Genomic DNA, 8,187 nt, shown 5'->3' with positions numbered 1-8,187 from the left:
GGCGGGCCCTCAGCCCGCGACGCTGCCCGGGTCGCAATTGCCGCCGCAGACCAGCACGCCCAGCCGCGCCCCCGCCGGCGCCCGCCAGGCGCCGCAGAGCAGCGCCGCCAGCGCCGTCGCCCCGCCCGGTTCCGCCACCACCCGCGCCGCGTCCCACAGCAGGCGCTGCGCCGCGCGGATGGCATCGTCCGGCACCAGCACCGCCGCCGCCACATGGTCCTTCGCCACGGCGAACATGCGCGCGCCCACCTGGCGCGCGCCCAGGCTGTCCGCCGCCACCCCGCCCACCGGCGCCGGCACCGGCCGGCCTTCCCGCAGCGCGGTCGCCAGGGTGGGGCAGGCCTCCGGCTCCACGCTCACGACCTGGACACCGGTGCCGGCATACCAGGCAGCCATGCCGCCGATCAGCCCACCGCCGCCGGTCGCCACCAGCACATGCGTCAGGTCCGGCGCGTCCTCCTGCCATTCCAGCGCCACCGTGCCCTGGCCGGCCAGCACTTCGTCCTGGTCATAGGCATGCACCAGCAGCGCGCCGGTCGCCGCCGCCCGGGCCTCGCTGGCCTGCCGCGCCTCGTCATAGGCGGCGCCGCCCACCACCAGCCGGGCGCCATAGCCCTCGATCCGCGCCCGCTTGGCGGCGCCGGTGATCTCGGGGACGAAGATCTCCGCCGGCACGCCCAGCCGCTGCGCCGCGAAGGCCACCGCGGCACCGTGGTTGCCGCCCGAGGCCGCGACCACCCCGGCCGCCGGCAACGTCTGCGAGAGCAACCGGTTGAAGGCACCGCGCGGCTTGAAGGATCCGCTGGCCTGGAGCAATTCCAGCTTCGCTACGATATCCTGGGGCAGGCCCAGATCGGTGCCGGACAGGCGCAGCAGCGGCGTGCGCCGGACATGCGGGCCGATGCGCCGTGCGGCGTCCCGGATCGCCTCGCGGGTCGGGCCGCCATGCACGGCGTTGGCGGGCGCGGCATCGGCGGGCGCGGCGTTGGGAAGATGAAGGGGCATGATGCGTCACGGGTGGCATGCCGCATGCTGCGACGCAACCGGGGGTCCCCTTGGACTCCCGGGGGGTTTCTGCCATGGTCGGTCGTCTGTTCGGTGGCGACGCGGATGCGGATCCATGCCAGTTCAGTCGCCCGGGATGGGGACGCCGTCCTCCTCCTCGGTCCCCCAGGGTCAGGGAAATCCGATCTCGTGCTGCGGCTGATTCGGGACGGGTGGCGGCTGGTCGCGGACGACCAGGTGGACCTCCGGGCCGGGGAAGCGGGGCTGTGCGCATCGCCGCCGGACGCGCTGCGCGGGATGCTGGAAGTGCGCGGCCTCGGCCTGTTCCGCGACCTGGCGGTGGCGGCGCCGGCGCCGCTCCGCCTCGTCGCCCGGCTGGTGCCGCGGGCGGAGATCCCCCGGCTGCCGGCGCCGGAGCGCTGGGCGGATGCCGGGGTGGCCCTGCCCGTGATCCGGCTCGACCCCTTCGAGGCTTCGGCCACCGCCAAGCTGGCCCTGGCGCTGGAGGCGGCGCTGGGCCGCGCGCCGCAGGTGGCGGGCGCCTTCCTGCAGGCGGGCGCATGACCGGGGCGGTGCCGGCGCGGCCGCCGATCCGGCCGGTGGTGCTGGTCACCGGCCTGTCCGGCGCCGGCAAGGCGTCCATCCTGCGGGTGCTGGAGGATCTGGGGTTCGAGACGGTGGACAACCCGCCGCTCAAGGTGCTCGAGGAACTGGTGGAGGACGGGATGGACCCGATCGCCGCCGGCATCGACACCCGCACCCGCGGCTTCGTTCCTGCCCAGGCGCTGGCCACGCTCGACCGGCTGCGCGCCAACCCCGCCGTCTGCGTCAGCCTGGTCTATGCCACCGCCGAGGACGCGGTGCTGCTGCGTCGCTTCACCGAGACGCGGCGGCGCCACCCGCTCGCCCCCGGCGGCTCGCTCGGCAACCGGGTCATCGACGGGATCGAGCGGGAGAAGGACCTGCTTTCCCCGCTGCAGGACGCCGCCGACCTGGTGATCGACACCTCCGAGCTGCCGCTGCCGACGCTGCGGACGATGATCGAGGCGCGGTTCCGGCCGGAAGGGATGCCCGGCCTCGCCATCCAGCTCGTCTCCTTCGCCTTCCCGCGCGGCCTCCCGCGGGAGGCCGACCTGGTCTTCGACGTGCGCTTCCTGCGCAACCCGCACTATGTCCCCGGCCTGCAGCCGCAGACCGGGCGGGACGCGGCGGTGGCGGACTATGTGGAGACGGACCCGGGCTTCCGCGGCTTCTGGGCCCGGCTGACCGGCTTCGTCGACCCGCTGCTGCCACGCTACGTGGCCGAGGGGAAGAAGTACCTCACCATCGCCCTGGGCTGCACCGGGGGGAAGCACCGGTCGGTCCTTGTGGCGGAACGCCTGGCCGCCCATCTGCGGGACGCGGGCTGGCGGGCGGAGGTTTCGCACCGGGAACTGGCCCGGCGGGCCCTTGCCGGCGACGACCCGGCGGCGCTACCCGCCCCCCGCAATCCGGCGGCCGCGGCAGACCCGGGGCCCGCCGGTGGAGAATCCGCCCCGACTCCTCTGGACCGGGCGGGGGGTCGGGAGGCCCTGACGCGCATCCCATGATAGGACTGGTACTCGTCACCCATGGCCGCCTCGCGGATGAATTGCGGCTCGCCATGGAGCATGTCGTCGGGCCGCAGCGGGCCGTCGCCACGGTCTGCATCGGGCCGGACGACGACATGGAGCGGCGCCGGCAGGATATCCGCGAGAGCATCGCGGCGGTGGACCAGGGCGATGGCGTCGTGCTGCTGACCGACATCATGGGCGGCACGCCCTGCAACCTGGCGGTGTCGCTGGCCGACCCGAAGCAGGTGGAGGTGATCGCCGGGGTCAACCTGCCGCTGCTGGTGAAGCTGGCCAAGATCAGGTCGTCGCAACCCCTGGCCGAGGCGGTGGACCATGCCGCGGCGGCCGGCCGCAAATACATCGCCGCCGCCGGGGAGATCCCGCACGGGATCGCCCGGGTCAATGGCAGCGCGAACGGAGGAGCCAAGCCGTGAGCCAGACCGCGACCCATGCCGCCGAGGCCACGCCCGCCATCGCCGCGCCGGCCGAGGAGGCCTGCGGCGGCGACGGGGAGATGGTGCTGCGGCAGACGCTGACCATCAAGAACAGCCGCGGCCTGCATGCCCGCGCCGCCGCCAAGCTGGTGACGCTGGCCGAACGCTATTCCGCCTGCCTGCACGTCTCCCGCGACGGGCAGAAGGTGCCGGCCTGCTCCATCATGGGGTTGATGATGCTGGGCGCCGGGCAGGGCAGCACGGTCGAGATCGAAGCCGAGGGCTGGGACGCGAAGGAGGCGCTCGACGCGGTGACCGGCCTGGTCGAGGCCGGTTTCCATGAAGAATGAGACGCCGGCGACGCCGGAGGCCCTGAGCGCCAAGGGCGCCGAGCGGCCGCGCGACCCAGCGCCCGACCGGCCGGCGGAGAAGGCGGCGGACCGCCCGGCCGAGCGCCCGGCCGACCGGGCGACCGAGCGCGGGACCGAGGCGCCGCGGCGGCCGCCGGCGCGGCGGACCAAGGAACAGCCGGTCCGCGGCATCGCCATCGCGCCCGGCATCGCCATCGGCCCGGTCTTCGACACGGCCGAGGTGCCGGCCGAGGCGCCGCGCCGCCGCATCGCCGCCGCGGCGGTGGAGGCGGAGCGGCAGCGCCTGGCCGAGGCGGTGGCGCTGTCCCGCAAGCAGCTCGGCAAGCTCAAGACCCGTCTCGGCATCCTGCCCGAGGAAGCGCAGGAGGAGCTCGAGCCGCTGCTCGACGCCTATATCCTCATGCTGGGCAATTCCCGCCTGCTGCGCGGCGCCCGCAAGCGGATCGAGAGCGAGCTGCTGGCGGCCGAGACCGCGGTGCAGGACGAGGCGGAGGCGATCGCCGCGCTCATCCTCGCCGCCAAGGACGACGACAAGGCCGGGCTGAAGCGCCGCGCCGACGAGGTGCGGGAGATCGCCCGGCGCCTGACCCGCAACCTGACCAGCACGCCCTTCCGCAGCCTGAAGGAGGTGCCGGAAGGCTCTATCCTGATCGCCGAGGAGCTCACCCCGGCGGATGCCGCGCTGCTCGACCCCGGGAAGATCGCCGGCGTGGCGACCGAGGAAGGCGGGGCGGATGGCCATACCGCCATCATGCTGCGGGCGCTGGGCATCCCGTCCGTGCTCGGCTGCGTCGGCCTGACCGAGACGGCGCAGCGCGGCGACATGGCGGTGCTGGACGGCAGCGCCGGCACCCTGGTGCTGCGCCCGGGCGAGAAGGCGCTGGAGCGGGGGCGGGAGGCGCTGGCCGCCTTCACCAAGGAACGCGCCAAGCTCGCCAAGCTGCGCCGCCTGCCGGCGGTGACCACCGACGGCGAGCTGGTGGAGCTGCAGGCGAACCTGGAGATCCCGGCCGAGCTGCCGCTGATCGCCCAGGCCGGCGCGCAGGGGATCGGCCTGCTGCGCACCGAGTTCCTCTTCATGAACCGGGAGGACCTGCCGGACGAGGAGGCGCAGACCCAGGCCTATGCGCAGGTGCTGGAGGCGATGGGCAGCGACCCCGTCACCATCCGCGTGCTGGACTGGGGCGGCGAGAAGGACATGGAGGCGCTGAGCGAGGGCATCGCGCCGACCCATGCCGGGCCCAACCCGGCGCTCGGCCTGCGCGGGCTGCGCCTGCTGCTGAAGCGGCCGGAGCTGCTGGAGGCGCAGTTCGCCGCCATCCTCCGCGTCGCGGACAAGGGCAATGTCCGCATCCTGCTGCCGATGGTGACCAACCCGTCCGAGGTGAAGGCGGCGCGGGAGATCTACGAGCGGGTGGCGAAGCGGCTGAAGCGCAAGGGCGTCCACCTGCCGGACCGCCTGCCCGAGCTTGGCTGCATGATCGAGACGCCGGGCGCCGCCCTGGCGGCCGACGCCATCGCGCTCGAGGCCGATTTCTTCGCCATCGGCACCAACGACCTGGCCATGTACACCCTGGCGGTGGACCGGGCGGAGGCGGAGGTCGCGCATCTGTACGACCCGCTGCACCCGGCGGTGCTGCGGCTGATGCAGTTCGCGACCGAGGCGGCGCTCAGGCTGCGCATGCCGGTATCGGTGTGCGGGGAGATGGCGGGCAACCCGCGGCTGGTGCCGCTGCTGCTCGGCCTCGGCATCCGCTGCCTGTCGATGAATGCCAGCGCCATCCCGCGGGTGAAGCAGATGGTGCGCAGCCTCGACATCGCCGACTGCGCCCGCTTCGCCCGGCGGGTGATGGAACAGTCCGACCCGCAGCGGATCCATGAGCTGGTGATGGGCTTCGGGACGGCGAAGGACTGAGGCCCATGCACACCCCCCGGCAAGATCGGGGGATCGGCATGGTGGTTTCCATCATTCGTGATCAGGGCACCGTGGCAGGCAGCGATACCGGCCGGCTTTGATCGCGTGCGGCAGGCTCCCTTCCGGAGGCGCGCATGGCGATGGCGCAGGATCTGTCCGCCCCGAAGCCCGGCATCGAGGTGGCGAGGATCCTCGACGTGCTGCAGGCCAAGCAGACCCAGCACGACACCTTGTGGGCGGGATATGCCGTCATCCAGTTCACCGCCGCCGGCTTCGGCGAGAAGAGCGGGCTTTCGACCTACTCCGCGGTCTTCGTCCTGCTCGGCTTCTGGGGCTTCAACCTCGGCCATCTCGGCTTCGTGCTGCAATGCGCCCGGCAGATCGGACTCTACGCGGCAGCCCCGCGCGCCGCGGTCGACCGGGAAACGGACCACGAGGCGAAGCTCGCCACCGCATTGCGGGAGACGGACGCGTCGGGATACGTCTTCGCCGTCTGGTCGCCAAGCCGCATGACGTCGACGAGCTTCTGGAACTCGGCCGTGCATCTCTTCATCGACACCTGCGCCTCCGTGTCCCTCCGGTCGCATGTGACGCGGTGACTGGCGCCAGCGTCAGGCGCGCTTCGTCTTCGCGGGCCGCTTCGGTCGCAGCGCCTTCGCCGTCTCGCGCTTCGCCGCCGCGGCCATCCCACCGCGCGCGGCGCCGGACCAGGCATTGGCGGCGCTGAGCCACAGGCTGAGCAGCGGGTTCTTCTTCGTCCAGGGATTGGCCATGCGGCCGGAACGCGCGGGCACGGCGGATGTTGCCGCGCCCGCCCGCCGTCAGGCCACCGCCTCCGGCACCCGCGCCGTCTCCGCCAGGATCGCGTCGGCGATCTTCTCGGCCGTCATCAGCACCGGGAAATTCGTGTTGGCGCAGGGCACGACCGGGAAGATGGAGGCATCGACCACCCGCAGCCCCTCCACCCCGCGCACCCGCCCCTCGGTGTCCACCACCGCCATCGGGTCGTCGTCCCGCCCCATGCGGCAGGAACAGGAGGCATGCCAGACGCCGATGGTCGCCTTGCGGATGAAGGCCTCCAGCGCGTCCTCGTCCTCCATCACCTGGCGGAAGGTGAAGCCCTCGACCACGTATTTCTCGATCAGCCAACTGCGCAGCGCCGGCGGCCCGTCCAGCAGCGTGGCGATGGCCCTGGTGATCCAGCGGTTCTTCTCGTTCACCACGCCGATGGCGCGGACGCGGTCGCTATAGGCGGCCGGGAAGGGGTCGGTCGTCACGGCGGCCAGCGGCGCGGAAAGCTGGATCGCCGCCAGCATCCGGAAGCCGCTCATCAGCCTATCGAGGTCGCGGCGGTCGGACAGCAGGTTGAACTCCACCACGGGCTCGTCGCGCCAGTCGGTGGAGGCGAGCCGCACCTGCCCCGCCTCGGAATAGGTCTTGTTGACGAAGGCGAGCAGCGAGGCGACCTGCTGCCCCACCGAATGCCAGGCGGATTTGCTGGCCACCGCGACGAACATGTCGCCGCGCGGCGCTTCCGGGATGCCCGACGAATAGCGCAGCCCCAGCAGGATGTGCCGGCGGGACTGCGCATCGGTCAGCCGCGCCGGCCGGCGGATGAAGGAGGACAGCGAGATGGACGGGTGGTCCATCAGCCGCTGCCCGACGCCGGGCAGGGCGGAGCGGACCTCGATCCCCATCTCCCGCAGGTGCCCGACCGGCCCGATGCCGTTGCGCAGCAGCATGGCCGGCGAATGGATGGCGCCGGAGGACAGGATGACCTCCCGCCCGCGGAATTGCCGCTGCTGCCCATCCACCACCGCCGTCACGCCGACGCAGCGCGCGCCCTCGAAGATCAGGCCGCTGGCCTGGGTGTTCGTCGAGATGGTCAGGTTCGCCCGCGCCCGCACCTGCGCGTTCAGGTAGCCCAGCGCCGCCGAGACGCGCTGCTTCCCGTCGATCGAGACGGTGACGGGGAAATAGCCATCCTCGAAGAAGCCGTTCTGGTCCGGCAGGTACTTGTACCCGGCCTGCCTGAAGGCCTCCGCCACCGCCTTGGTGTGGCCGCACCAGCGATCCTCGGGGATGCGGGTGACGGTGATGGGGCCGTCCTGGCCGTGCCACTCGTCCTGGATGTCCAGGTCGCGCTCGACCTTGCGGAAATAGGGCAGCACCGCGTCCCAGTGCCAGCCCTCGGCGCCGCGGGCCGCCCATTCGTCGTAGTCGGTCGGCGCGCCGCGGTTCGCCATCTGCCCGTTGATGGAGGAGCCGCCGCCCAGCACCCGCGCCTGCTCGTACTTGCGCAGCGGCGGCAGCGGCGCGTTCGGATCGTTGTGGGAGACGACCTGGGTGCGGACCTTCAGCGACGTCCAGTGGAAGCGCGGGTCGAAATAGGCGGTGCCGGGATAGGTGTCGGCGATGGCCGCCGGCACCTGGCCGGGCGGCGTGTCCTGCCCCGCTTCCAGCAGCAGGACCCGGTTGGACGAGCGCGCCGAGAGCCGGCTGGCGAGCACCGAGCCGGCGGAGCCGCCGCCGACGATGATGTGGCTGTAGTCCATGGCGTTTCCCCCGCGTCTCTGGCGCTGGCCCGATCCCCTACCACGGACCGGCCCGGGCGCCATCAGGCGGGCGGCGGCGGCGGCGCGCCGCGCGGCAGGCCACGGCGCCCCATGCGCGCGCGGACCGTTCCGTTGCGGGCGAAGGGGTGTGGTCCGAGAGCCCCGGCGGCCCATGCGCGCGCGGACCATTCCGCCTGCCTCGCCGCCCTCGGCCGGGGAAGGCTGGCCGCGGGCGGCCGGGCGATGCTATGGCGCGAAGACATGCCGCCGGCCTCCACCGCCCGTGCGCGCCGCCGCCCGGCATCCCCCCTGCCG

The 8,187-nt window shown here is 73.1% G+C and carries 9 protein-coding genes; 6 read left to right on the top strand and 3 right to left on the bottom strand.

The window, feature by feature from the left end; all coding sequences use genetic code 11:
- Nucleotides 1-9: 9 nt before the first annotated feature.
- On the bottom strand, nucleotides 10-1,005 hold the full coding sequence (locus E2C05_RS25610) for a threonine/serine dehydratase (protein WP_133222478.1): 996 nt from the start codon (nucleotides 1,003-1,005) through the stop codon (nucleotides 10-12).
- Between the two features lie 105 nt (nucleotides 1,006-1,110).
- Here E2C05_RS25610 and E2C05_RS25605 point away from each other — a divergent pair, with 105 nt between their 5' ends.
- The 6 genes from E2C05_RS25605 to E2C05_RS25580 all read left to right on the top strand — a co-directional run bounded on the left by E2C05_RS25605 (nucleotide 1,111) and on the right by E2C05_RS25580 (nucleotide 5,916).
- Entirely contained in the window at nucleotides 1,111-1,569 is a 459-nt protein-coding gene (locus tag E2C05_RS25605; RefSeq protein ID WP_133222477.1) for an HPr kinase/phosphorylase, read from the top strand.
- Entirely contained in the window at nucleotides 1,566-2,594 is a 1,029-nt protein-coding gene (rapZ, locus tag E2C05_RS25600) for an RNase adapter RapZ (protein WP_207191784.1), read from the top strand. The genes E2C05_RS25605 and rapZ overlap by 4 nt, the downstream gene beginning before the upstream one ends.
- Nucleotides 2,591-3,031 (top strand): PTS sugar transporter subunit IIA, encoded by a 441-nt coding sequence (locus E2C05_RS25595; RefSeq protein ID WP_133222476.1) that lies wholly within the window; start codon nucleotides 2,591-2,593, stop codon nucleotides 3,029-3,031. The genes rapZ and E2C05_RS25595 overlap by 4 nt, the downstream gene beginning before the upstream one ends.
- A gap of 80 nt (nucleotides 3,032-3,111) precedes the next feature.
- Nucleotides 3,112-3,381: an HPr family phosphocarrier protein gene (locus E2C05_RS25590; RefSeq protein ID WP_133222479.1), complete on the top strand. Its 270-nt coding sequence runs from the start codon at nucleotides 3,112-3,114 to the stop codon at nucleotides 3,379-3,381.
- Nucleotides 3,371-5,317 carry a phosphoenolpyruvate--protein phosphotransferase gene (ptsP, locus tag E2C05_RS25585; protein WP_133222475.1) on the top strand — a complete coding sequence of 649 codons (1,947 nt, stop codon included), beginning with the start codon at nucleotides 3,371-3,373 and terminating at the stop codon, nucleotides 5,315-5,317. The genes E2C05_RS25590 and ptsP overlap by 11 nt, the downstream gene beginning before the upstream one ends.
- 134 nt (nucleotides 5,318-5,451) lie before the next feature.
- Entirely contained in the window at nucleotides 5,452-5,916 is a 465-nt protein-coding gene (locus tag E2C05_RS25580) for a hypothetical protein (RefSeq protein WP_133222474.1), read from the top strand.
- Nucleotides 5,917-5,928: 12 nt separating this feature from the next.
- On the opposite strand, the gene E2C05_RS25575 is transcribed toward E2C05_RS25580, so the two are convergent.
- A complete protein-coding gene (locus tag E2C05_RS25575) occupies nucleotides 5,929-6,111 on the bottom strand; it encodes a hypothetical protein (protein WP_133222473.1) in 183 nt (60 codons plus the stop codon).
- Between the two features lie 27 nt (nucleotides 6,112-6,138).
- Nucleotides 6,139-7,872 carry a GMC family oxidoreductase gene (locus E2C05_RS25570; RefSeq protein WP_133222472.1) on the bottom strand — a complete coding sequence of 578 codons (1,734 nt, stop codon included), beginning with the start codon at nucleotides 7,870-7,872 and terminating at the stop codon, nucleotides 6,139-6,141.
- Nucleotides 7,873-8,187: the final 315 nt, after the last annotated feature.

Source organism: Paracraurococcus ruber (assembly GCF_004353985.1).
GTDB lineage: Bacteria > Pseudomonadota > Alphaproteobacteria > Acetobacterales > Acetobacteraceae > Paracraurococcus > Paracraurococcus ruber.
Note: the sequence above shows the minus strand (reverse complement) of the source record. Positions and strands in the feature narration are given on the sequence as shown.

Excerpts from the sequence above, each read along its gene's own strand:
- E2C05_RS25610 (WP_133222478.1), bottom strand. The coding sequence starts at position 1,005 with ATGCCCCTTCATCTTCCCAACGCCGCGCCCGCCGATGCCGCGCCCGCC.
- E2C05_RS25605 (WP_133222477.1), top strand. The coding sequence starts at position 1,111 with ATGCGGATCCATGCCAGTTCAGTCGCCCGGGATGGGGACGCCGTCCTC.
- rapZ (WP_207191784.1), top strand. The coding sequence starts at position 1,566 with ATGACCGGGGCGGTGCCGGCGCGGCCGCCGATCCGGCCGGTGGTGCTG.
- E2C05_RS25595 (WP_133222476.1), top strand. The coding sequence starts at position 2,591 with ATGATAGGACTGGTACTCGTCACCCATGGCCGCCTCGCGGATGAATTG.
- E2C05_RS25590 (WP_133222479.1), top strand. The coding sequence starts at position 3,112 with ATGGTGCTGCGGCAGACGCTGACCATCAAGAACAGCCGCGGCCTGCAT.
- ptsP (WP_133222475.1), top strand. The coding sequence starts at position 3,371 with ATGAAGAATGAGACGCCGGCGACGCCGGAGGCCCTGAGCGCCAAGGGC.
- E2C05_RS25580 (WP_133222474.1), top strand. The coding sequence starts at position 5,452 with ATGGCGATGGCGCAGGATCTGTCCGCCCCGAAGCCCGGCATCGAGGTG.
- E2C05_RS25570 (WP_133222472.1), bottom strand. The coding sequence starts at position 7,872 with ATGGACTACAGCCACATCATCGTCGGCGGCGGCTCCGCCGGCTCGGTG.